34 protein-coding genes are annotated in these 21,114 nt (G+C 58.5%); 32 read left to right on the forward strand and 2 right to left on the reverse strand.

Translation table 11 applies throughout. The features are described from left to right. Positions 1-180: 180 nt before the first annotated feature. Positions 181-1,380 (reverse strand): site-specific integrase, encoded by a 1,200-nt coding sequence (locus QP363_RS10785; RefSeq protein WP_284764553.1) that lies wholly within the window; start codon positions 1,378-1,380, stop codon positions 181-183. A 107-nt stretch (positions 1,381-1,487) separates the two neighbouring features. Further along, the gene (locus QP363_RS10790; protein ID WP_284764554.1) at positions 1,488-1,844 is read right to left on the reverse strand and encodes a hypothetical protein; all 357 of its coding nucleotides are present in this window, start codon (positions 1,842-1,844) and stop codon (positions 1,488-1,490) included. A 152-nt stretch (positions 1,845-1,996) separates the two neighbouring features. Here QP363_RS10790 and QP363_RS10795 point away from each other — a divergent pair, with 152 nt between their 5' ends. From QP363_RS10795 to QP363_RS10950, 32 genes are all read left to right on the forward strand, one after another. Then, the gene (locus QP363_RS10795) at positions 1,997-2,212 is read left to right on the forward strand and encodes a helix-turn-helix transcriptional regulator (RefSeq protein WP_284764556.1); all 216 of its coding nucleotides are present in this window, start codon (positions 1,997-1,999) and stop codon (positions 2,210-2,212) included. 339 nt (positions 2,213-2,551) lie between these two features. Next, positions 2,552-2,758: an AlpA family transcriptional regulator gene (locus QP363_RS10800; RefSeq protein WP_284764558.1), complete on the forward strand. Its 207-nt coding sequence runs from the start codon at positions 2,552-2,554 to the stop codon at positions 2,756-2,758. A gap of 82 nt (positions 2,759-2,840) precedes the next feature. After that, a complete protein-coding gene (locus tag QP363_RS10805; RefSeq protein WP_284764560.1) occupies positions 2,841-3,146 on the forward strand; it encodes a hypothetical protein in 306 nt (101 codons plus the stop codon). Then, a complete protein-coding gene (locus QP363_RS10810) occupies positions 3,143-3,400 on the forward strand; it encodes a hypothetical protein (protein WP_284764561.1) in 258 nt (85 codons plus the stop codon). Before QP363_RS10805 ends, QP363_RS10810 begins: the two co-directional genes overlap by 4 nt. 177 nt (positions 3,401-3,577) lie before the next feature. After that, positions 3,578-4,501 (forward strand): YqaJ viral recombinase family protein, encoded by a 924-nt coding sequence (locus QP363_RS10815; RefSeq protein WP_284764562.1) that lies wholly within the window; start codon positions 3,578-3,580, stop codon positions 4,499-4,501. Next, on the forward strand, positions 4,498-4,821 hold the full coding sequence (locus QP363_RS10820; protein WP_284764563.1) for a hypothetical protein: 324 nt from the start codon (positions 4,498-4,500) through the stop codon (positions 4,819-4,821). The genes QP363_RS10815 and QP363_RS10820 overlap by 4 nt, the downstream gene beginning before the upstream one ends. Before the next feature lie 29 nt (positions 4,822-4,850). Next, positions 4,851-5,483, forward strand: coding sequence for a hypothetical protein (locus QP363_RS10825; protein WP_284764565.1), 633 nt, complete (start codon positions 4,851-4,853; stop codon positions 5,481-5,483). A gap of 19 nt (positions 5,484-5,502) precedes the next feature. Continuing rightward, positions 5,503-6,459 carry a hypothetical protein gene (locus QP363_RS10830; RefSeq protein ID WP_284764566.1) on the forward strand — a complete coding sequence of 319 codons (957 nt, stop codon included), beginning with the start codon at positions 5,503-5,505 and terminating at the stop codon, positions 6,457-6,459. Then, positions 6,456-6,863, forward strand: coding sequence for a single-stranded DNA-binding protein (locus QP363_RS10835; RefSeq protein WP_284764567.1), 408 nt, complete (start codon positions 6,456-6,458; stop codon positions 6,861-6,863). The genes QP363_RS10830 and QP363_RS10835 overlap by 4 nt, the downstream gene beginning before the upstream one ends. Positions 6,864-6,966: 103 nt before the next feature. Beyond that, entirely contained in the window at positions 6,967-7,806 is an 840-nt protein-coding gene (locus QP363_RS10840; protein WP_284764568.1) for a hypothetical protein, read from the forward strand. Positions 7,807-7,827: 21 nt separating this feature from the next. After that, positions 7,828-7,989, forward strand: coding sequence for a hypothetical protein (locus QP363_RS10845; protein ID WP_284764569.1), 162 nt, complete (start codon positions 7,828-7,830; stop codon positions 7,987-7,989). 9 nt (positions 7,990-7,998) lie between these two features. Continuing rightward, complete coding sequence (locus tag QP363_RS10850; RefSeq protein WP_284764570.1) at positions 7,999-8,262, forward strand: hypothetical protein; 264 nt, start codon at positions 7,999-8,001, stop codon at positions 8,260-8,262. Continuing rightward, complete coding sequence (locus QP363_RS10855) at positions 8,252-8,695, forward strand: RusA family crossover junction endodeoxyribonuclease (RefSeq protein ID WP_284764571.1); 444 nt, start codon at positions 8,252-8,254, stop codon at positions 8,693-8,695. Before QP363_RS10850 ends, QP363_RS10855 begins: the two co-directional genes overlap by 11 nt. Next, positions 8,692-9,051, forward strand: a complete 360-nt coding sequence (locus QP363_RS10860; RefSeq protein WP_284764572.1) for a hypothetical protein — start codon at positions 8,692-8,694, stop codon at positions 9,049-9,051. Before QP363_RS10855 ends, QP363_RS10860 begins: the two co-directional genes overlap by 4 nt. Then, positions 9,048-9,626 carry a hypothetical protein gene (locus QP363_RS10865; protein WP_284764573.1) on the forward strand — a complete coding sequence of 193 codons (579 nt, stop codon included), beginning with the start codon at positions 9,048-9,050 and terminating at the stop codon, positions 9,624-9,626. Before QP363_RS10860 ends, QP363_RS10865 begins: the two co-directional genes overlap by 4 nt. A 374-nt stretch (positions 9,627-10,000) precedes the next feature. Beyond that, positions 10,001-10,294, forward strand: a complete 294-nt coding sequence (locus QP363_RS10870; protein WP_284764574.1) for an HNH endonuclease — start codon at positions 10,001-10,003, stop codon at positions 10,292-10,294. A gap of 157 nt (positions 10,295-10,451) precedes the next feature. Next, positions 10,452-10,667, forward strand: coding sequence for a hypothetical protein (locus QP363_RS10875; protein ID WP_284764575.1), 216 nt, complete (start codon positions 10,452-10,454; stop codon positions 10,665-10,667). Continuing rightward, positions 10,660-11,340, forward strand: coding sequence for a hypothetical protein (locus QP363_RS10880; protein ID WP_284764576.1), 681 nt, complete (start codon positions 10,660-10,662; stop codon positions 11,338-11,340). The genes QP363_RS10875 and QP363_RS10880 overlap by 8 nt, the downstream gene beginning before the upstream one ends. Further along, a complete protein-coding gene (locus tag QP363_RS10885; protein WP_284764577.1) occupies positions 11,318-11,593 on the forward strand; it encodes a P27 family phage terminase small subunit in 276 nt (91 codons plus the stop codon). Before QP363_RS10880 ends, QP363_RS10885 begins: the two co-directional genes overlap by 23 nt. Further along, positions 11,590-12,975: a DNA methyltransferase gene (locus QP363_RS10890; protein ID WP_284764578.1), complete on the forward strand. Its 1,386-nt coding sequence runs from the start codon at positions 11,590-11,592 to the stop codon at positions 12,973-12,975. The genes QP363_RS10885 and QP363_RS10890 overlap by 4 nt, the downstream gene beginning before the upstream one ends. Further along, a complete protein-coding gene (locus QP363_RS10895; protein WP_284764579.1) occupies positions 12,959-13,363 on the forward strand; it encodes a hypothetical protein in 405 nt (134 codons plus the stop codon). The genes QP363_RS10890 and QP363_RS10895 overlap by 17 nt, the downstream gene beginning before the upstream one ends. Beyond that, positions 13,360-13,686 carry a hypothetical protein gene (locus QP363_RS10900; protein WP_284764580.1) on the forward strand — a complete coding sequence of 109 codons (327 nt, stop codon included), beginning with the start codon at positions 13,360-13,362 and terminating at the stop codon, positions 13,684-13,686. Before QP363_RS10895 ends, QP363_RS10900 begins: the two co-directional genes overlap by 4 nt. A gap of 73 nt (positions 13,687-13,759) precedes the next feature. Continuing rightward, positions 13,760-15,355 carry a terminase large subunit gene (locus tag QP363_RS10905; RefSeq protein ID WP_284764581.1) on the forward strand — a complete coding sequence of 532 codons (1,596 nt, stop codon included), beginning with the start codon at positions 13,760-13,762 and terminating at the stop codon, positions 15,353-15,355. 11 nt (positions 15,356-15,366) lie between these two features. Then, the gene (locus tag QP363_RS10910) at positions 15,367-16,635 is read left to right on the forward strand and encodes a phage portal protein (RefSeq protein ID WP_284764582.1); all 1,269 of its coding nucleotides are present in this window, start codon (positions 15,367-15,369) and stop codon (positions 16,633-16,635) included. Next, positions 16,628-16,984, forward strand: coding sequence for an RNase adapter RapZ (locus tag QP363_RS10915; RefSeq protein ID WP_284764583.1), 357 nt, complete (start codon positions 16,628-16,630; stop codon positions 16,982-16,984). Before QP363_RS10910 ends, QP363_RS10915 begins: the two co-directional genes overlap by 8 nt. Further along, entirely contained in the window at positions 16,981-18,123 is a 1,143-nt protein-coding gene (locus QP363_RS10920) for an HK97 family phage prohead protease (RefSeq protein ID WP_284764584.1), read from the forward strand. The genes QP363_RS10915 and QP363_RS10920 overlap by 4 nt, the downstream gene beginning before the upstream one ends. Continuing rightward, on the forward strand, positions 18,107-19,372 hold the full coding sequence (locus tag QP363_RS10925; protein ID WP_284764585.1) for a phage major capsid protein: 1,266 nt from the start codon (positions 18,107-18,109) through the stop codon (positions 19,370-19,372). The genes QP363_RS10920 and QP363_RS10925 overlap by 17 nt, the downstream gene beginning before the upstream one ends. Next, entirely contained in the window at positions 19,372-19,566 is a 195-nt protein-coding gene (locus tag QP363_RS10930) for a hypothetical protein (protein ID WP_284764586.1), read from the forward strand. Before QP363_RS10925 ends, QP363_RS10930 begins: the two co-directional genes overlap by 1 nt. Before the next feature lie 27 nt (positions 19,567-19,593). Next, on the forward strand, positions 19,594-20,091 hold the full coding sequence (locus QP363_RS10935) for a hypothetical protein (RefSeq protein ID WP_284764587.1): 498 nt from the start codon (positions 19,594-19,596) through the stop codon (positions 20,089-20,091). After that, a complete protein-coding gene (locus tag QP363_RS10940) occupies positions 20,088-20,453 on the forward strand; it encodes a hypothetical protein (RefSeq protein WP_284764588.1) in 366 nt (121 codons plus the stop codon). The genes QP363_RS10935 and QP363_RS10940 overlap by 4 nt, the downstream gene beginning before the upstream one ends. Next, a complete protein-coding gene (locus tag QP363_RS10945) occupies positions 20,446-20,724 on the forward strand; it encodes a hypothetical protein (RefSeq protein WP_284764589.1) in 279 nt (92 codons plus the stop codon). Before QP363_RS10940 ends, QP363_RS10945 begins: the two co-directional genes overlap by 8 nt. Next, the gene (locus tag QP363_RS10950; RefSeq protein WP_284764590.1) at positions 20,717-21,109 is read left to right on the forward strand and encodes a hypothetical protein; all 393 of its coding nucleotides are present in this window, start codon (positions 20,717-20,719) and stop codon (positions 21,107-21,109) included. The genes QP363_RS10945 and QP363_RS10950 overlap by 8 nt, the downstream gene beginning before the upstream one ends. The last annotated feature ends 5 nt before the right edge of the window (positions 21,110-21,114 follow it).

Genomic DNA, 21,114 nt, shown 5'->3' on the forward strand with positions numbered 1-21,114 from the left:
ATGAGCTGGGTCAAGAACCCACTTGATGCCACCGCATAGTTTCCGCTGCTAAAGGGAGCAGTTTCCGCGGCCCGTGAAATCACGATCCCACATGGATCCCACAAGAATGTTCCCCCGGCGTTTCGGCCGGGGGATTTCTTGCGTTTTGTCGGTTACGCTATCTCGGTCTGGGCCCACTATTCATTCGCCTATTGCGTGAAGTGGGGAAGTGCTTCCCTTAAGCTCGGCACCGATAGCCACGCTAATCGCCCCGGCTACTCTCTCCCGCGCGCCTTCGATGACATGCGTATAAACCGCTAGCGTGGTCGCCGGTGATGAATGCCCTAATACCTGCGCGACGTCCTGAATTGGAACACCCGCGGTAATCAACTGCGATGCGAAATAATGACGCAGCGCGTGGAAGTGAACATTCGGCGCTCCTACCGCTTCCGCGACCCGGCGGACCTTCACCGCCGCGCGGGAATGAATGATGGGCCTCCCGGTGCTCGACAAGAAAAGGTATTCCCGCCCCTCTTTGCCGTCGGTATGGCGATGAAGCAGTTGAACGACCTCGGCGGCTATTGGAATATCCCGGCGGCTTCCGGTGGTCTTTAGCTCTACTCGGCGCCGCGGTTCCTCTTTCCCGAGCTGCTTCCTGATACGGATGATCCCGCCCTGATAGTCAACCTCGGAGACCAATAGGCCGGCGAGCTCTGATATTCGCGCGCCCGTGAAGGCGGCGAGGGTTAGCATGTCTGCAAGAACGGGATCGGGCCGTAAGTGATTGGTGCGCGGCTTGCCGCCCTTTTTCTTGACTTCCGTGTATTTGATCCCGCCTGCGCGTAGTCCTTTGGTCACGGCCTGAATCTGGGATGCGGTAGGAATAATGTCCGGCTCGATGGCGTCGTTGCGCTTGGGAAGGACAACGGGGTTACGCGGGATCATTCCTTCCTGCACGGCCCATTTCATCGCGGAATTGAGATGCCTCATGGCGTTTCGCGCGGTGGTTTCGCTGACCCCGAGGTCTTTGCGGTCTATCCATGTCCGCCCGGTGCGTAGTTGCGCCCCCCATTTCTGAACATCGGCGGCGGTGAGCTCATGGGCTCGATAATTCGCGATTGGTGGAAGATGCTTGGTGAGGGTGTATTCATATTGTGCGCGGCTAGCGGCGCGCAGCGGACGGTGGTAAAGCCATTGCGTGAAAATATCTTTCACGGTTAGCTTTTGCATCTCATTAGGCAGATACCGGCCGCGGGCGGCGGCGCTGATTTGGTCCGCCTCCCATTGGACCGCCTCGCCGCGGGTGTCGAAACTTTTGGAGTGCTGTTTCCCGCCGGGGTCGCGCCATCGTGCGATCCATCGTTCTTTTCCTTTGGGGGATAGCCGTTTATGAACACTCATGTGCTATGCTTCCTTGTCGGGTCCTTTGCTCTTTTGCTTACACTTTTGGGCGGATCCAACACCGCGCGGGCAGGGCGATTACGCACCCGCGCGGTGCTTTTTGCGTTTTACATTTGATTGACCGGGGTGTTTTTCTCGAGGGCGGTCTTTGTTTCGCCCCGGATTTTCTCACAGATTTTTAGCCGGTAAAGGATTTCGTCGGTTAAGTCCTGGTCATCCGCTGCCTTTAGCGCGGAAAGTGGGGTAGGCGCCGCGGTCCACTTCGCTTGCATGAAGCCCAGGGCGACAAGGGCGTCAATTGGGTTGATGTCATATGCTTCCGCGATCTTGATGATTGTGTCCGCGGGAAGTTCATTGCTTTTCATGTGGCGGCCGAGTGTGGCATCGGAGATTCCGGCGCGCTCGGAAATCTTGCGGTTGCTGTCTCCGCCGGTGGCCCGCCGCAGCCATTGTTCTTGGTTCATAACTCTGAGTCTATCTACCCGACCGGGGGTGCGTCAAAATGACGCAGCGCCCACTACCTGCAGCAATGAAAATGTTTGGCGTGTCGGTGCCAATAATTTTTATTGGTGCGTTAGAATGATGCACTGTAGCAAAATGAAGCAAAGGAGACCCCGTGATTCGCCTTGACCCTGAAGCCCTGGACCGCGCCCGCCATGTCCTCGGCGCGTCCTCCGACTACGAACTAGCGGAAAAGCTCGGACACACCCCGGCGTGTGTTAGCAATTGGCGCCGTGGGCGTAACGCGCCCGGCCTACAGGACTTAGTACGGCTGCAAAAGGTAACCGGGATTCCATACGGGAAATTGCTACTGATTCCTGAATCTGTCTAAAGCGTGCTCGGTTCCCGCCGCGTTGGGGAATGGGTAGGAGCCGGGCTCAACAAAATTCAATAGTGAAAGTGTCCCCGCGCTGGCGCGTGTTAAGTGAGGTTCGATTCCTCGCCGGGGAGCCGGGAGGCCTGTTAAAGCGGTAAGAAAGTTCGCCTGCTACTAGGTCCGTAAAGCGCCCCATGATCCAGCCGCCGTTTTGGTGAGGGTTAGCTGCTGGCCTCCCTTATAAGCTCCGCGCCCTGGCCCCGAGGGGTGCGGAAACACGAAAATTCCCCCGGTGATCCTTCGCAACGTTCAACCGGGGGAATCCTGAAGCCCCCTTTTTAGAAAGAGGACACCATGAATACTAGCAAACAGGCCCGAACTTATACGGTGCCTGAAACCGCGGAAATTCTCGGAATCTCCGCCCGCTCCCTGTACCGCTATGTCCAGAACGGCGATGCCGACGACCTCGGCCCCGTAAAAGTCAAGATGAACGGCCGCGCCCGCGTGGGCTTCCTGAAGTCGCGCGTGGACGCGGTAACCGGAATGGGAGGTGCCGCGTAATGCACTGGAAGGACTACGCCCTCGGCGCCGCGTTCGGCATCCCAGTCCTGATTGGCTTCCTGCTAGCCGCCGGAGGCCTGGTATGAACGAGCAACAAAAGAGCCTATATGACCAGGTAATGAAGAATGTCACGATCCAAGCTCTCGATGCTTGGAAGTATAAATCCACACTTGAGCTTGTATCTTCCTCAATCTCTTATGTTCGTCACATTCTAGATATGGCCAGCGGAAATACGTCCAGCCCTGCGGTTTCTGAAGTGTCTTTGGAACGCGTAAAGGGCGAGCTGGATTCCATTAAGGAAGCAATAGATGAATATTCCGCCAGGTGGGAAAAGTATTCCGATGAATTGATCCTGAAGATATCGGAAAGCCTAAAGGAAAACGAATGATTGACGAGGTGCTTGCGGTCGTTGCGCTCGGCGTGCCGGTGGTATTGCTGTTGTGGGTTACTGCCCTGGCTAGGAAGGTCGATCGCCTTGAGTCGGAAATTGAATCCGCTTGGGATGTACTCCGCGGCATGAACTCCGCTTTGCGGTCTCTGTCTGCCGCCCTCGATAAAGAGGCGAAATTGTCTGCCGCCGATGACTACCCCGGAACCGTAGAAATGAACTTCATTCACAAGTACGGGGACCCGGAACCATGACGTGCCCCTTGCCCTTGAAGCGGCCTAAATGGCCGGACGTCGTCATTGAATATCGCCATTTCCGCGCGTGCGGAATGAACGAATACGGCGCGCTTTGCCGCCTCGGCGCGGTCTACGGCGTCAACCCGGAAACAGTGCGCAAATACGTATTCCGACAAATGAGAAGGGAAAAGAACCGTGCCCAAAATAATTGATGCTCCGCCCGCCGCTGGCTCGGCGGAATGGTCGCGGATGATCACCGCGTCAAAAGTCCCCGGAATCCTCGGCGTGTCCCGCTGGACCTCACAGTTCGCCGCCTGGCATGAATTGGCCGGGAATGTGGATCACCCGCCGATGAACGAGGACCGGGCCGCGTGGGGCCATATCGCGGAAGAATCATTGGCGAAATGGTGGCTACACAATAACCCCGGCTGGCACCTCAACGTGGCCCGCCGCGGCCGCGCGGAAATCGCCTATACCAACGATGAATTGCCATTCCCCAATATGGCAACTATCGACCGGCGAGCCCTGAACCGGAAATTCGGTTCAACCAACCCCGAGCGCTTCTTCATCATTGAATGTAAGACCGCTATGTCGATGAACGATTGGGGACGGCCGGGTGAACCGGATTCCATCCCATACGACTACCTGACCCAGGTGAACTTTCAACAGGGCGTGTCTGGAATCCATAAGGCCGCGATCGTAGTGCTCGGCCCGACCGGGGTACCGGAAATTCATAACGTCGCCTGGGATCCGGAGCTCTTCGACATCGTGGTGGGGAAACTAGCGGAAGCCTATGAAGCTATCCGCGCCGGTGATTTCCCGCCGCTGGATGAATCGAAAGCTACCTATGACGCGGTGCGCGGCATGCACCCGGAAATTGATAGGGATGGCCGGGTGGAAGTCGACCGTGAAACTGCGTTGCGCTGGCTCGATACCGCCGAGGCGGAAAAGGAAGCTAAGAGCGCGGCGATCGGCGTGAAGTCCGAGGCCGCGCAGCTCATGGGCTCGGCCCGAATTGCGGAATACCGGGGCGTGAAAATTGCCGACCGGCGTTCCCGGATGGGCGCCACCCCGCAGGTGTATTTCAACCGTTCCGCCGATTTAGGGGAGGAAGCATGAGCCGCTATCGAATCTTCAAAGCGTATTACGAATGGCACGTGTACGAATACGGGCAGGAGCGCTATGAATCCTTCCCAACCTGGGCCGAGTCCATGGAATACGCAGACCAGCAGGCCCGCACCATAAAAGTCACACTGCCGCGCCTCACGGCACTGCCAACCGGGCGGCACACGGTACCCCGGAACGGGCTGATTATCGAACATGAGCGCAGCAGCTCTCTCCCTCACCTCCCGACCGGGTACATCGTCGTAGAGCCGTGGGAGCTTCGTCCCCTCGCCCTCGCCCTACTCGCTATTGCACAACATAAGGAGGAAGAATGATCCGCCGTTGCAGAACTTGCATTGTCCGCGTGCGTGTCAACGTGGATATTGCCGATGATTTCTTAGCCCTGGTGCTCAATGACCAAGGTGAATTCGATTTCAACCGGATTATTCCGCCGCCGGCGGTACCCGATACCGAGGCGAAATGGCGTGATAACTCCTTTGTTTCCGATTGGGAACGACGCCGCCACGGGGTGAAGGGAAACGCCTTCCATACAACGGTGATTGAGCCCGATAAAAAGGAAGAGCGCGATTGGGTGGAAGTGTCCTTTTCAACCGCGGGGCTGTATCCCGCCCCGGTGATGGAAGAACTTTCCCGTCTTTTCCCCGCTCACCCTATCGCGGTGCTTTTTTCGTCCGAGAATATTGGTTCCGGCTATCACGGCGGATTTTATTTGGTTGATGGCCGTGATATTGAAGCCCCTATTTTCGTCGCGGAAGCCTGCGCCGGTTTGCGGTACCCGAGTTACTGGGCTGCTAACTGGGATTGCTTGGTAGTCAACGATGACGAGCTGGCTTCCATGTTCGGCGCTGATGATGATTCGCCGTTCCCGCTTTCTGCGCATGATTCATTTGCCTACGACCCGTTCCTCATTCTTCCTGGCTTCCGCCAGGTGATTGGCGATTGTGAGGACCTTAATCGTTTCTGGATTAAACCCTAAAAGGAAGGAAACCTTTTCAATGTCTGATATTCAACGTTACGAGCCTACCGATGCGGAAATTTCGGAGGTCAAGAACGAATTCCGAAACGCTGCGGTTGATGCCATCGACCGGGAGCTGGAAGTGATGAAGAAGGCCGCGGAAATCGTGCCTGTCCTCATTGCCGGCGGTATGGTTCCGCAGACCTATCTTCCCGATTTCTCTCCGCGGAAGGGTGCCCCGGCGCAGGGCGAGGAAGCCGCGCGCAATAAGGCCCTTGCCGCCGCCGTGTATGGTGCGAATTTGGGATTCGGGGTATCGACCTCTCTGCAGAATGTCTTTGTCGTGCACGGCACCCCATCGATTTATGCGCGCACCGCGGTGGCTCTCGTGCAATCAAAAGGCCACGAAGTGTGGGTGGAAGAGTCATCCGCCGAGCGCGTCGTTGTTTCCGGCCGGCGCCGCGGTTCCTCGGCGGTGTTCACATCAACCTGGGATATTAAGCGCGCGAAAGATGCGGGCTTTACCTCGAACACGAAATATGCCACCCAACCGGAAGAGATGCTCTATGCGAAAGCTGCCATGGAAGTATGCCGCCGAATGGCCGCGGATGTGCTGAATGCCATTCCGTATTCCTCCGAAGAGCTCGAGCTGCAAGGCCCCACCCCGATTAAGGCCGAGGCGCGCCGTATGGATGGCGGCCGCGGTAACGCCGGGCTGAAGGCCGCTCTGTCTAACTCCACTAGGCATCTATCAGAAAAATCGGGGTCTCAATCCTCGGAACCGGCGCAGCTGGAATCCCAACCGGCCCCGGCCGCGGACCTGTCCGAGGATGATGCCGCCATCTTGAACGACCTGAAGGAAACGCTTAAGGGCTTCACGATTAAGGAAGATGTCGAAAAGCTCATGGCCGATCTGCAAAAGGAAGGCGCGCCTGAGGCGTTCCTGCAGGCCGGGCGTGACCGGTGGCGCGAAATCGATAAGGGTGTTGCCCGATGATTGATTACGAATACCGCGCCGGTCGTTTAGCTACCGCCCCCGAGCTGCGCTATACCCCGGGCGGGACCCCGGTGGTGAACACGACCCTGATTCAATCCTCCCGATATTTCGACCGCGATGCTAACGAGTGGAAGGAATCCGCCCGCTCCGTAGTTGATGTGGTGCTGTGGGATAAGCAGCGCCGGGACCAAGACCCCGTTCCGTGGACCAAGTGGGCTAGTACTCACTTGAAGGTTGGCGATCATGTTGTGGTGCATGGCCGCCTAACGCAGCGGCGCTGGCAAACCAACAACGGGGAGAACCGCTATAAGACGGAATTCGTCGCCGATTCCGTGTTTACCGCCCTGTCCAATCTGGAACCTGATTCCGGCGGCGGCGCGGTTGATGGTCAACCGCCGTTCTAAAGCTCGATGTGCGCTAACAATTCGTCCCCTGTCTCGGCGGTATTCCCGTGGATGCCGTCGGAGGTGGGGGACCAGTTTTATCTACCTCTGGAAGGAAATGAAGATGCCCCGGATTCGGTCGATTAAGCCGGAGTTCTGGTCGTCGCCGTCTATTACGTCGATGGGCCCCTGGGCCCGGCTGCTGTATATCGCTATGTGGAATTGGGCGGATGACGCCGGGCGCGGGACGTACAACCCGCGCGAATTGCTGGGTTTTGCGTTCCCAAACGATGAAGAAATATCAGTAGCGGAATTTCGGCGCATAGTCGCGGAAATTCGGCGCGCATGCGCGGTAGATTTTTACGACGTCGGCGGAAGGCATTATTACGCGATTCCGAACTGGAAGCGCCACCAATCTAAGAATGCTCGGATGGCCGGCTCGAAATTCCCCGCCCCGGAGGATGGTCTACCCTTCGACCCGGTAAAGATGCAGGTCATAGGGCAAGATGCGGAAATTCGGGAACTTTCCGCGGATAGTCGCGGAATTTCCGCGCATGCCCGCGGAAGCTCGGCGCAAGTGCGCGGAGGTTCCTCTACTGGAACAGGGGAACAGGGGAACAGGGGAGAGGGGGTTAAGGAGATCAGTAACGGTACTGGTTATCCACAGCCTGTGGATAAATCGACCCCCCCTGAAAATTCCTCCGACCAACCGCCCACGCCTAACGGCGGGCGGCCGGTCTGCAAGAAACACGCCGCGCTTCCCGATGATGAAATCCCGCCGTGCCGCGCCTGCGAAAAACTCCGGAAGGCCGCCGAGGCCCGCGCCCGGGACGAGGAAGCCACCCAGCGCGCCTTACGCCGTGCCGCCATTGATGCCTGCCGCCGCTGCGATGACAACGGAATTGCCCGCCATGGCTCCATCGCGGTGCGCTGCACTCACGAAACCAACCAGCCGCCCTTTTGAAACTTCATGGAAGGAATATCGATGCCAAACACCCTTAACTCAATTCTCGATCGGCTTGCTCTGCGTGCTAAGCGCGGTGAATTAAGCCTTCCTCAGACCGCCGTGGTAATCCGCGCCACACAGCGCCGTCGCGGAACCCGGCCCACAACCCGCCATAACCGCCCGTTCTTCCTCTACCGCTAGGAGGCCCCAATGTTTCAAATGATGAACAAAGAATTCGAGCCGCTACTCACCCCAGCCGGCACCCCATTCCTGGCCACCGTTGCCGGTGGCCTGCCGCAGCTGATTGTGCGCTCTGGAAACCTCGGCGACCTCGAGTCGTGGTGGTTCCTCAACGGCGCGGAATGGCTGCGCGTTGACGACCAGGACGTGAACATCATTGGCGCTTTCGTCCCGGTCCCGATGATTGAAGTCGATGAAGGCGGCTGTGATTGCGGGCTCTGCGATGACGAATGATCCAATCATGGCGGTGTTTGTTCCTGGCATCCCTCGCCCGCAGGGCTCGAAAAGCTACATGGGGGGCGGCCGCATGCGGGAATCCTCCCAATACCTGCCGGGGTGGCGGCGGCTGGTAGCAACCCGGGCGCGTGCTGCATTCGGTAGGCGTGCCCCCATCGACGAGCCCGTGCTTCTGGATGTGGTGTTTGTCCTCCCGGCGCGGAAGCGGGAGCCCGAGCCCGGCGGCTGGCATACCGTCACCCCGGATCTGGATAAACTTGTGCGCGCCGTGGGTGATGCACTCACCGAGGCCCGGGTACTTCAAGACGACGCCAGAATCGCGGCCCTGCGCGCCACCAAGTGCCGAGCACGCCTCAATGAACCCCCGGGTGCCCACATCCATATTGATTCGCTTAAACGGCCACACAGCCCCGAAAAGGAGAAACCATGAGCAACCCAACACGCCAAGAAATCATCAGGGCGCATGAGGCGCTAAATAGCCTTTTAAAGCTTGCGTCTGGTACGTCCACCGCGTCCGCCATATTCAACTGGGAAACCGTCCGTGCCGCTCTACCGCCGGTCCCCCGCCCCACCATGGCTGACGTGGAATGGGACGACGATGAGCACTACCTCGCGGAAGCAGAGACCCCTGATCTGGTGGGAAAGGTCGTGATGCTCAGAAAAACGGAAAGCGGCCTCATTGAATTCACCATGACGACCTGTACGCCATTGACAAAGGGGTGCACGTGGCCGGAAAAACTCACCCCGACCGGCAAGCGCTACACACTCACAGAGGTGCAGGAATGAACCCCGACACCCTCCGCGCCATTGCCGAAACCCTCCGCCGTGCCTACAGCGAACTGGAAGCCGCTAAACACGCCGCCGGGAAAATACGCGATGAAAGAACCATGCGGCCCGGCGGCCGCCTCGGCCCTGCCAGCCCCGGCCGCCCCCGCCCCGTCGAGCTCTGCATGGAACTAGAACTCCGCCTCTACGAATTCGTTTGCGATGCCAAACGATTCATCACCCCGCGCCGCTCATTCGACAAGAACTGGCCCGAGCTCATGGATTGGATCCTCTTCAACTCCGAGGCCCTAGCCGAGCTCGATGTAGCTGACGACCTTGCCGATGAACTCCGCTGGCAACGCAACCAAATCAACCACCTGTTATACCCAACCCCGCCGCGAACCAACCGGCCCGAGCCCTGGCGCCCCGCCCGCCATGTCATCGCCCTACTCCGCGGACAAGGACACCGCGTAACCGCCGACCAACTCCGCAAACTCGCATCCCGCGGCCTAATCAACCACGAAACCAACGGAAGGATAAACCTCTACCGAACCACCGAAATAATCGACTACCTCAACTCAACACCGCCCCGGTAGTTTGCTACTATTCGGAGCATAACTTAATTGCTCCCACCGAATACGGTGGTCGCAGCGGCGGGCAGCTTGGTAACCCGTTAAGAAGAAAACCAGCCGGTGGTGAGCCGGTAGCCCTTGAGTCCATACTCTTGTGGCTTGCAACCCCTGGCCTCAACCTTCTCCAACCTCAGCGGGTTGGAGGAGAGGGGCCACTTTCTCGATCTTAAAATAACCCCGACTGATTCCGAAAGAAACACCCGCTGACCAGTAATAACCCAACGTTGTCCGGTCATGTGGTATAATTCGTGGCCGTGGCCCCCGTACGCCCCGGATACACGCAACACCCCCGGGACAACGTACGGGGGTTTATCCATACCTCAACCCCGGGAGGCGCCATGGCCGACAAGTGGACCGGAAACGCCGCGGCTAAACTCCGCCGCGAATACATGGAAGAATGCCGCGCCATAAACGCCGCCTGCTGGCTGTGCAACCAACCAATCAACTACGACGCCCCGGCCGGCACCCCCAACTCCTTCGAGCCCGACCACTACCTCCCGCGTGCTGATTATCCCGAGCTCGCCCTCGACCGCGATAACCTGCGCCCCGCTCACGCCTCCTGCAACCGTTCCCGCGGAAAAAAGGACCGCCCGCTGCCACTAGGCCGCCGCAGCGTCCCCCAGTGGGCCTAAACGGCGTCTCTGAAGGGGTAGGGGGGAATAAATCACTAGGAACTTATGCCGCGGAAAGTGATGGGGGAGGGGTTGGCCTCTCTCCCCGCGCGCCGACCCACCCTATCGCGCGCACGCGCGCGCGTAGATAGAAACACTCCCGGAAGGAGCCCGTCCGTTGTCTGAAGAAATCTCTGCCGTTGTGGGCCGCCGCTTGTGCGATTCCGCCGCGTATTGCACTGAAAAAGGCCTATCGCACCGCGTGGCGGTCTCCCGTGTGTCGGTAAAGCGCGGTGTGCTGAACCGCCTTCCTGATTCCGCGCGGGTTATCGTGCTCGATGGCGTGGAGCTGGAAGGTCTTTCCCGGTTCAACGTGGAGCGCGCTCATGGCTGAAGCCCAAACTTATGCCCGGAAGCATAAGCGCCACCGTATTCGCCTTTTCAAGGTGGGCGCGGCTAAAGCCGCCCTGAAGGAATTCGGGAAGGGTAGTGAAATCACGTGCTATACCTTTGGCCAGTTTTCCGTGATTGACGTCATGGTTGCGATTATGCAAAAGACCGGCCCGGCTCATGTGGTTATCGCGACCTGGACGGCGGCGGCGGCGGATCTTCGCCGCTCTCGTGAGCTCATGTCTGATTCCCGGATTCTTTCATGCCGGTGGATTGTGGACCGCTCGTTTAAGAATCGCCAGCCTGAATACCTCGAGAAGATGGTGGAGCTCTTTGGTGATGATTCCATCCGGTCGTTGGAAACTCACGCGAAATTCATGCTGATTTATAACGAGGATTGGAACGTGGTTATCCGGACCTCGATGAACCTCAACGAAAATAAGCGTCTTGAGAATCTTGATGTGGTGGAAGATTACGATTTCTGCCGCTGGCACCGCGACCTCGTTGATGGTGTGTTTCGCGATAGGGAAGCCGGGGATCATGGAACGCGCGCGTTTCTTGATTTGTCTGGGGTTACTCCTACTGAACCGGAATACCAGTGTGAGGTCGGTGTGGCCTCGATTGGTCATGTGTACGAAAAGGGGGAGGCTTGCTGTGGCCCGTTTAGACCCGCCTGAACATTTAACCGGCCGTGCGCGTGAAGTGTGGTTGGAGTTGGTTTCGGCGCACCTGGATCCGGAAGCAATCATGGGCGCGGAACTGGAAGCGTTCTGTGAATGCGTTGCCCTGGAGCGTGATGCTTCCCGCCGCGTTGCGGAAGAAGGAACGATCGTTGCCGATGAGCGCGGCCGCCCGATTCCTCACCCGGCTATCGCGATAGCTCGGCAAGCGCAGCAGGATATAAAAGGTTGGGGGGATAAATTTCAATGAGCCGCGTGAACGCAATTTCTTATGAGCGCTTCGGCGTGGATGAACTTCTGCTTTTCGACGGGAATCCGCGGCGCGGTGATGTGGCCCGAATTTCGGAATCGTTGCGGGCGCGTGGCCAATATAAACCGATCGTAGTTAACCGCGGAACGGAAACCGGACGGCCGCTGGAAGTCTTAGCCGGTAATCACACGCTCATGGCGGCGCGGTCTATCGGGTGGGAAGAAATCGACTGTGCCGTGATTGACGTCGATGATGATACGGCTAAAGCCATTGTCGCTTCCGATAACCGATTAGCTGACCTCGGCGGCTACGATGACGAGGCCCTGGCTGCGCTGCTATCTGATTTGGAATCGCTCGATGGAACCGGCTACACGGATTCCGATTTGAACGAAATTCTGAAAGCGCAAGAACAACCCGAGGAACTTACCGACCGCGATGAAGCCCCGTCGGTACCCGAGAAGGCACCTATCTCAGTGCCGGGTGATGTGTGGGAGCTCGGCCCGCACCGCGTGTGGTGTGGTGATTCAACGAATATCGAGGGTGTCCTAGAAAATCTGCTATTTGATGGTCTCGCGGATTGCGTGTGGACCGACCCTCCCTATGGAATCTCCTATTCCTCTAATGCTCGGCATGCCGGGGACGGCTACCAAACCAACCGGGCTAATCACTCGATTCTGAACGATGGGGAGGAAGGCCTCGCCGAGCTACTGCATGGGGCGTTTACCACGCTGGTTGCCGCGGCTAAACCGGGCGCGCCGGTTTATGTGGCGCATGCCGATACGAATCGCCTGGTATTTGAAACCGCGTTCCGGGAGGCCGGTCTGCTGTTTCGCCAAAATTTGATTTGGGTTAAGAACAATCATGCGATTGGCCGCGCTGATTATCACTACAAGCATGAGCCGATCCTTTTTGGTGAAGCTCCGAAATTTGGTGATGAAGCGCAACCCCCGGCGGAAGATGATCCCGATACCGGCGAGGTGGATACCACCGCCCCCTACAAAGAAGGCCACGGCCCGGTGTTCTACGGTTTCGCGCCGGGCGGCGCGGGCCGTCTCGGCCGCGGTGGCCCCCGCTGGTTTGGGAACAATGCTCAATTCACAACACTGGAATTTGCTATGCCGCGTTCCAATGATGTTCACCCAACGATGAAGCCGGTTGATTTGGTGCTGCGGATGCTCAATAACTCATGTCCGCCCGGCGGTATCGTCCTGGATCTCTTCGGCGGTTCCGGTTCGACCCTGATTGCCGCCCACCACCGCGGGGCGCAGGCCCGCCTGGTGGAGCTGGATCCGCGGTATGTTGATGTGATTTGTCGCCGCTGGCAGGAACATACCGGTTCGATTCCTCGGCGTGATGGGGAGGAGGTTGATTTCCTTGCATGAAATTAGTGATGTGGAACGCGCGGTAAACCTGCGCGTCGCCGGTGTTTCCTATACCGATATTGCCGACCGTCTTGGCGTGGATGTGATTGAAGCCGAGGATATGGTCGCCGGCTATCTGTCTGCCATGAGCTCGGAATCGCCTGATATTCGTATCCGCCTCGAGCTGTCCCGGCTGGATTCTTTGCTGAAGGCGATTTGGAAGCAGGCCGCCCGCGGCGACTCAACCGCTGTAGGGCAGGCCCTGAAGATTACCGGCCAGCGTGCAACTCTTTTATCTAAGCTCGGAGGCGATCCGCTTTCCCAGAGCGTGGATGAAATTTCACGTTCAACAACCAGCGATGATTTAGCCGCGATTCGTCAAGAAATTCTAGGAGGTGGGGACCTGTGAGCGGGGTAGACGAAAATTCTTTGGCGGCTTCCGTCGCCCGTTCTGTCGCCGCCCGCGGTGATGTGGTCACCCCGGCCGACCAGGCCGTTGTTGATTTAGCGCTGCGGTACGCTCACGCCATCGATAAGGGCGTGGAAACCGGGGGACAGGCCGCTACGAAAGCGCTCTACCTCGGACCGCATTTAACTAAGACGCTGGAAACTCTCGGTTGCACCCCGTCCGGGCGTGGGGTGAAGGTCGCTGACGAGCCGGGCCCTGAAGATAAGGCGGTGAAGAACGAAATCGCCGCGCGCCGGGCCCGTCTCCGTGGCCGGGGGGCTTAAAGGTAGGACCGAGCCGCGTATTTTCACCCCGCCTCTGGTAGAACTCACCCCGGAAACCTCTTTGGGTTTCGCGGTGATTGAATTCGCCGAGACGGTGCTCGGCCTGGAGCTTAGGCCGTGGCAAAAGTGGCTGTTTATCCATGCTCTCGAGCTGGATATGACAACGGTGCCGGGCTCGGATTCATTCGACCCGGATACGCCGCCGGAGCGCTATTACGATTACCGTTTTAGGCAGGTGTGCGTTCTGGTGGCCCGGCAGAACGGTAAGACGCTGTTGATGTGCGTGCTCGGCCTGTGGCGGTTGTTCTATGACGGCGCTTCCGAAATGATTTCAACCGCCCAAAATTTAACGGTGGCGGAAGGAACGTTGGATGACGCTTTCAACCTGGCTCGGTCTCACCCTGAAATGGCGGAATACCTGCCCTACCGGATGGAGCGCGGGAAGTGGGTTCCCTACATGCGCACCGCTAACGGCTCGCACCGTATTGAACTTTCTTCCGTCCCGGAAGATTTAGAGCACGTGCTCGATGCGGCGGGAAGTATGCCCGCCTGGTACGTGGTTGCTAATAACGGCGGTGGCCGGTCCTACTCCGTGGACCTGGCGCTACTCGATGAGCTGCGTGAACATACCGATGAGGCCATGTGGGAAGCTATCGAGCCAACTACCTCGGAGCGGCCCCGGAACCAGATTTGGTCTTTTAGTAACGCTGGTACCGCGCGGTCTGTAGTGCTGCGCCGTATTAGGAACGTTGCTCTGAAGGCGATTAATGCCGGTGATACCGATGATGAACGCCTCTTTTTGGCGGAGTGGTCCGCCGATCCGGACCGCTCCATCTTCGACCGGGAAGGGTGGGCTGAAGCCAATCCGTCTTTGGGGTATGGCGTGCGTACGGAATCGGACATGCTGGCTAAAGCGAAAGCGGCGGTGGATCCGGAAGATGAAAACTCCTCCCCGGATGGTTTCCGAACGGAATACCTGTGCCAGTGGGTGGAATCGTTGGAGCCGGGAAAGATTGGGGAGGACTTGTGGGCCTCTTTGGAATCCCCGGTAGAAATCGACCCAACCGAAACGCCGGTTTATGTCGGTATCGATGTGGCGGTGGAAGCTCGCGCGGCTCATATCGCGGTGGCTTTCGAGCGCCCGGATGGTCATTGGCATGTGGAAGTAGTCGCCTCCCGCGCGGGTATCGCGTGGGTTGCTGATTGGCTGGATGCCCGCCGCGCGGTTGGTTTCGACGGGCGTGTCGGTATGCAAATTCGCGGTGCTCCCTCGGCGGCGCTGGCCCCGTTGCTGGAAGATGCCGAAATTGAAATTGTGCCGTGGCAGGGCGCGGAAATGAGCGGATCTGTCTTGGGATACCTGAACGCTATCCGCGCCGGTGAAGTGCATCATTCCGGACGGGCGGAAGGGGAGGAAGCTTCCCCAACTCTGCTGGAAGCCGCGGCGGTAGGCGTGCGCGATAGGAAGGCCGGCGACGTCTTTATCTGGGATAGGGATAAATCGGTAGGCGATTCGACCCCGTTCATTGCAACGAATATCGCATGGTGGCTAGGCCATCACAAGGAAGAAGAATTCATTTCCGCCTATTCCGGCGACGGCTGGATTGATGAAGATGAAGCGGATGAAGAACTCTCCGAGGACCTGGACGCGGGAATGATTATTTTCTGATAGGAGGCCTCATGGGCATTCTGGATAAATTAACCGGGTGGCGCCGCCCCCCGGCGGAAGAGCCGCGTGATTATGCTCTCGATAACGGGATTAACCTTAATGATTTCTGGGATTTCCGTATCGACCACATGTCGGTGGAAGAGCTGTATCGTACCCAGCCCCATTTGCGTACGGTAACGAGCTTCATTGCCCGTATGGTGTCATCTGTGTCGCTGCATGCTTACCGGCGGGAGGCGGATGGCGGGCGGGTGCGCGTGTATGACACCGCGCTAGCCCAATTGCTTAAGCAATCCTCGCGGTCGCTTCTCATGTCTGATTTGCTTACCACCACTGTGATGGATTTGTGCCTGTATGACGAGTGGATTTGGTACGTCGATGTAGATGAATCGTGGGGCGCTCGATGGTCCATTTATCCAATTCCTCAACGGTGGGTGAAGAAACGGCATTTCGAGGACCCGTGGACTTTCAAGGGCATTAGCTTGCATGATGAACGCGGCCGGGAAATCTTCCTCCCCGCGGAACGTCTCATTCGTCATTCCGGCTATAACCCTTCAACCTTCAAGTGCGGCGTTTCCCCGATCCTCGCCCTGAAAGATGTGCTGAAGCAGAATAGGGCTCGGGCGGAATACCAGGCCCAGCTGTGGGATAGGGGTCCGCGGATGGCGGGCTTTATCGAGCGCCCCCTTGATGCGAAATGGGACCATAAGGACCGCCAGCGCTTTAAGGCGGACCTGCGTGCCCAATTCTCCGCCGGTGGTTCCGGGGCGGGTGGTATCGCCCTGCTTGAGGATGGGATGAAGTTCTCCCCCCATCACCTGAAGGCTTCCGATGAGCAGGTGGTGGAACAAACGAAACTGTCTTTGGAAACCGTGGCGCAGGTCTATCACATTAACCCGACCATGGTGGGAATCCTCGATAACGCTAATTATTCCAACGTCAAGGAATTCCGCCAGTCGCTCTATGGTGATTCCCTCCTGCCGATTATGAAGGGGATCGAGGAAGCTCTTAATGCTTTCCTTCTGCCGATGATTGGCGTGGATACCGACGTGTTCTACGCGGAATTCAATATGGGCGAGCGGCTGCGTGCCCGCTTTGAAGAGCAGGCGGCGGTTACCTCCCAGGCGATTGGTGCGCCGTGGATGACCGTGAATGAAGGCCGCGCGATGAACAACCTTCCAAAGATTGAAGGCGGCGATGATCTCGCCCGCCCGCTGAATACGGAATTCGGGGCGTCCGACCCGGAATCGGAAGGTGAACCGGAAGGGGATAGCGATGATTGATCTAGTGTCCTGGGGTGCGCAATACGGCACTCCGCCCGGCGGGGAGGCCGAGTTTGATCTCACTGTTCTTCCTCCGCCCCCGCCGCCTATCGCGAGCGGGACCGGGCTGGATGAAGGCGTGCAGCGCTACTACTTCTCCGACCCCGTGGTCCAGCAATGGGGGGCGACTATGGCCTGCCTCGGCCTGGAGCTCGATCGCAATCATGAAGCCCCGCTCATGGTGTTCATCTGCAAGGAAGGACGCCACCGCTCTGTCGCTATGGCGGAATACGTCGGTGAGCTCTTACGGCTAGTCGGGGTTCAGTACTCGATTAGGCACTTATGCCTAGGAGGAGGGGTAGAACAATGACTATTCATGTGGTCATGGGCCCGCCGTGCTCTGGCAAATCAACCTATGTCACGAAAAAGGCCGGGGTAGGCAACCCTCGCTTTGATGTGGACGCGGTGTATTCCTGCCTGGCGGGGCAGGAGCTGCATCATGAAAAACCGCCGGCGATTACGGATGTGGTCTCGGCGATGCGCCGCGGTCTATACGGGTGGCTCATGGATCCCGAAACTCAACCCGTGGGGGACGTGTGGCTGATCCATGGCAACCCGCCGCCGGCGACGATCGCCGCGTTTAAGGCGGTAGGCGCGGAATTCCACATCCTCGATCCCGGGCTGGAAGTCTGCCTAGCCCGCGCGGAAGAAGATGGCCGCCCGGAAGGGACGGAAGAACGAATTAGGGGCTGGTACGACAACCCGCCGGTAATTCCCGATGATGAAAAGGACGGTGAGCCCGTGCTGAAAGATTTCAAGGTACAAGTAAAGGCTGGCGGGGCCGATGACACCCCGGAAGGGTACATCTCCGCTTACGCTGCGGTATTCGACAACGTCGATTCATACGGTGATGTCATCCGCCGCGGTGCTTTTACGGACACGCTGAAGGAATGGAAGGATTCCGGGAACAATATCCCGTTGCTGTATGGGCATGATTTCGCGGATCCTTTCTCGAATATCGGCGTGGTTACCTCGGCGGTCGAGGATGATCACGGCCTGAAGATTGAAGCGGTCCTGGACCTCGATAACGAAAAGGCCGCGCAGGTCCATCGTCTGATTAAGGAACGCCGGCTATCTCAAATGAGCTTCGCGTTCCGCGTACTCGATGCGGCGGAAGCAACGATAGATGACGAACCCGTCTTTGAACTGAAGCGGCTGAAGCTCTACGAGGTCTCCGTTGTGCCGATTGGTGCGAATGAACAAACAGAAATTCTGTCGGTTAAGAATGCCTCGGACATGCTGTCGACCGCTGTGAAGCAGGCCGGGAAGCTCTCCGAGGCGGAACGCGCGCACTTGGCGCGCGCGTGTAAGACGGCGGCCGATGAACTTGATGGCACCCGGGGTGCCGATGAAACGGCGGAAGAAGAAAACAACCGAGCCCGTGCCCGCGCCCGCGCGGTAAAGGCTCACGTGATGCTTATGGAGGCATGCTATGAAGACGATTGCTGAACTGAAGGCCGAGCGCGATAAGCTCCGCGCCGAATTTAAGGAGATTGCCTTTTGGGGCGACTCCATGTCCGAGGCGGAATACAACTCCGTTAAGGAAAAGATGGCCGAGCTGGAAGAAAAGAACGCGGAAATCGCGGATCGTGAAGAGCGCGAAAAGACGATGAAGTCCCTGAAGGCTTTCGGACTCGGCGCTGATTCCGATAATGCTTCCTCGACCGGGGACGTGGATTCCGCAACCCTCGGCGGCCATTTCGTGAAGTCCGCCGCGGCCGAGCTGAAGGCCTTCAGCCCGGGTAAGACGATTTCCTACCAGGCCCCGGAATTTAAGGCGGCCTCCGATCCGTCCCTGACCTCTACCCAGGGCCAGGGCGTTATCGATGGCTACGCCACCGAATGGTCCCGCGCTATCGTCAACCAGCGCCGCGAGCGCCTGGTAGCCGCCGACCTCATGGGCTCCGCCCGTCTTACCCAGCCCGTAATCAAGTACCTGGTTGAAAAGCTCAACCGTATCGCGGAAGGCGCGCCGGCCGCGGTTGCCGAGGGCGCTAAGAAGCCCTATGTTCGCTACTCCCCGCTGGACCTGGTAACCGAGTCCCCGGCTAAGATTGCGGCGCTTTCTAAGGTCTCCGATGAAATGCTGGAAGATCTCCCGTTCATCGCGGACTACATCAATAACCAGCTTGTCTACGACCTCTCTGTCGCGGAAGAAAACGCCCTCCTGAATGGTGACGGGCAGGGCTCCAACCTCACGGGCCTTTTCAACCGTGAAGGAATTCAGTCTCACGATATTTCCGGCGACCCGTTCGATGGTCTGCTGGAAGCTATCGACATGGTCGCGCTGGCGACCCCGCTCACCGCGGACGGCATCATGCTGAACCCCGCGGATTACCAGCAGCTGCGTAAGAAGAAGGACAATAACGGCCAGTACCTCGCCGGCGGCCCGTTCCAGGGCCAGTACGGCAACAACGGTATTCTTCTGTCCCCGGCCGTGTGGGGCCTCAACGTTGTTTCTACCCCGGCGGTGGAGCAGGGTACTTACATGGTGGGCGCGTTCCGCCAGGGCGCTACTATCCTCCGCCGCGGTGGCCTGCGCGTGGATTCCACAAACACCAACGTGGATGATTTCGAGAACAACCTCGTTACCCTGCGCGCCGAGGAGCGCCTCGGCCTCATGGTTCCGCGCCCGGCCGCATTCGTAACCGGAAAGATTGGCGCCGGCGCTGCCGCCGATACCGGAGCGGCTGCCTAATGGGCGCCCCGCGTGAACTCCGCCCCTATAGCGTTCCGGTAGGAAGCGGGCTCGAGTTCACCCTCATGCTGTCCCCGGAAACCGCCGCCCGCCACTACCCGGACGCCCGGGAAGTGAAGGTAGCCCCGGTGGAAGTAAAGACCGATAAGCCCCGCCGCGGCCGTCCGCGGAAGGCGCGGCCTGCATCTGACTAGGCACCTAACGTAGGAAGGGGGTCTTTTATGGAACTCGAGCACGGCGTTGAATCGTCTGATCCGCATGTTCCGCAGGAGGCCATCGACCGGGCCGTATCTACCCTTAGGCAACTATGCGGATGGCATATCTTCCCGGTCATTGATGAAGAACTGGCAATCCTGGTACCCGGTGATGGCCAGGTGATCCTTCCAACGAAACGCCTTGTAGAAGTGGAGTCCCTGCAAGTGGATTCCCGCCCGGTCGATGTATCGGCGCTTACCTTTGACGAGGCCGGTATCGTCTACGTTCCCGGGCTAAAGCCCCGCCGTGATGGGGTGCCGCGGAAGGTGGAGGCGAAAATACGTCATGGCTTTGATAACCCCGCCGATCTGGTTGGCGTGGTGAAGGCCATGGCGGCGCGGTCCTGCCAGCCTCAATCGTCTTACACCGTGGGCCGTATTTCGCTCGGCGCCCCGGGTGCTGCGACTCCGCAGTCTACGGAATGGCGATTGGTTGACTTCTACAAGTTGGGGGCGCGGCCATGACCGGGGGCCTGATTTTTAATCAGCTCCTGGAGCTGAAGGTCCCGCGGGAAGTCGAAAGTATCTATTCGACCGAGCCGGTTCTCGATTGGGATAACCCGGAATGGAAAGCGATTCCTTTTGGGGTGTCCGTACAATTCGGCGGAACCTCGGAAGGAACCGAGGATAGGCCGCAGGTCATTACCTCCTACGTGCTCATTACCCCGCCGGGAACTGATATTCCGGAGCTCTCGGCGGAAAGCGTTGTACGGGTAGGTGGGGTAATGGAGCTCGAGGTGGTTGGCGCCCCCGCCCGGTGGCCTGACCCGTGGAGCCCCGGCGTGATTCATCATTTGGAAGCCGATTTGGAGGTGGTCCGTGGCTGAATACTCTGGCTGGCAAAAGAAGATGTGGGATTCCCTCAACCGGGATAAGAAACTTCAAGCGGCGGTAACTGAACGTGCGCATAAAACGGCGCAGCTGGCTACGCAACTTTCCCGGGAATCCGGGGGAACCGCTAACTATTCCGTGACCTCTGGAATCCGCCCCGGAGGCCGTTTCTATGCTTCCGTTGTCTCTGACAACGGGGCGGAAGAACAGGGAACGGAAGAGGTTCCGCGTACTAATGCGCTGCGTAGGGCGGTGCGCGGTGGATAATTTCGCACTACTTGTGAAAGCGCTTGGGGATAATTTTCGTTATCCGGTGCGTGTCAATCTGCCTCATGATTTTGAAATTAAAGAACTTCCATCGATCGCGTTGTTTTCGGCCGGGCCGGCGGAACGTCGACCGGGCTTGAACGTGCTCGGCGTTGATGTGGAAGATATTGATCTTCATTTCTTCGTGAGCCCGGAAATGCTGCGTAGTGGTGAGGCGATGAAGGCCGCCGCTGTTGTGCGGCTGTGTTTATCGCAACTGCGTGTAGGTGAAACGCGGGTGATTGATGTCACCCGCCCGGAAAGAATGCTCGATCGTAACCCGCGGGTGGCGCGAATTGGCTTTACGGCCTCCATCGCGTCCCCGGTCCAAACCACTTTCCTATAGGAGGA

Source organism: Corynebacterium sp. UMB6689, assembly GCF_030215295.1.
GTDB lineage: Bacteria > Actinomycetota > Actinomycetes > Mycobacteriales > Mycobacteriaceae > Corynebacterium > Corynebacterium aurimucosum.